This is a genomic window from Mesorhizobium sp. M7A.F.Ca.CA.003.01.2.1, from assembly GCF_003998945.1.
Lineage (GTDB): Bacteria > Pseudomonadota > Alphaproteobacteria > Rhizobiales > Rhizobiaceae > Mesorhizobium > Mesorhizobium ciceri.
In genome coordinates this window covers 1-1,295 of record NZ_RZRA01001225.1, presented here as the reverse complement: position 1 = coordinate 1,295, position 1,295 = coordinate 1, and the positions used below count along the sequence as shown (strand labels likewise).

Sequence of the window (1,295 nt, the reverse complement as noted above, 5' to 3'; positions counted from 1 at the left end):
CTGCGACGCCGAAGGTGTCGTGTTTGGCGATAAGCAACTGGCCGCCCGAACGATCCTGTGGGCAGCCGGCGTTGCCGCTTCGCCAGCCGCTGAATGGCTGGGAGCGAAGGCGGACCGCGCGGGCAGGGTGCTGGTCGAGCCCGATCTAAGTGTGCGTGGCAGCCCGGAGATCTTCGTCATCGGCGACGCCGCTCATGTGCTGCGGCCAGACGGGCGGCCGGTTCCCGGCGTGGCGCCTTCCGCCAAGCAGGAGGGCCGACATGTTGCGGCTACCATCAAGGCCAGGCTCGGCGGCGACACGACCGCGCGTCCTTTCCACTACAGGCATGCCGGCGATCTGGCGACGATCGGCAAACGCGCCGCCGCCATCGATTTCGGCTGGATCAAGCTCACCGGCTGGCTCGCCTGGTGGCTGTGGGGAGTGGCTCACATCTATTTCCTGATCGGCTTTCGCAACCGGCTTGCTGTTTCGCTGAGCTGGCTATGGATCTACGCGACGGGGCAACGCAGCGCGCGGCTGATCACCCAGGGCGACGACGACAAGGGCTGATTTCTTCACCGGCACCGTTCATCCGCACGTCATCTGTTGCTGGTCGACTGACCTTCCGATGCACGCAACTTCTTGAATGGACTTGAGCCGATTTCGGCGCGAAGTTCGCTTCGGGGCAGGGCGTGTCACGTTGTCGATAAGGAGAAAACATGTCGCAACTGCTCCATCCCGTCTCCCGCCGCGATTTCCTCGCTGGCACCGCAGCTACAGGGGCGCTGATCGTGCTTCATCCCTTCTCCGCTCGCGCACAGGCCAACCAGGCGCATCTCCGGATCATGGAGACCACCGACATCCATGTGAACGTGCTGCCTTACGATTATTACGCCGACAAAGCGAACGACACGCTGGGCTTGTCGCGCACGGCCTCCCTGATCGACGCCGTGCGCAAGGAAGCGGTGAATTCGATGCTGATCGACAATGGCGACCTGCTGCAGGGCAATCCGATGGGCGACTACATCGCCTATGAGAAGGGCCTGAAGGACGGCGACCTGCATCCGATCATGAAGGGTATGAACCTGCTCGGCTACGAGTGCTCGACGCTGGGCAACCACGAGTTCAACTATGGCCTGTCGTTCCTGGACAAGGTGCTGGCCGGCGCCAATTTTCCCTTCGTCTGCGCCAATCTGATCCGCGGCACGGAGCTTGCCGCGAACCCGCGCGACGACAAGCTCTATCTCAAGCCCTATGTCATCCTCGACAAGAAGATCAAGGACGGTTCGGGCGCCGAGCAGCCGATCAGGATCGG

General features: G+C 62.7%; 2 protein-coding genes. Both read left to right on the top strand.

Going from position 1 to position 1,295, the window contains the following annotated elements; translation table 11 throughout:
- Positions 1-550 (top strand): FAD-dependent oxidoreductase (locus EN969_RS31460; RefSeq protein WP_164758684.1); only part of this gene is annotated, 550 nt, incomplete at its 5' end.
- A 149-nt stretch (positions 551-699) separates the two neighbouring features.
- Positions 700-1,295: twin-arginine translocation signal domain-containing protein (locus EN969_RS31455; protein WP_127419752.1), on the top strand; the 596-nt coding region annotated here is incomplete at its 3' end.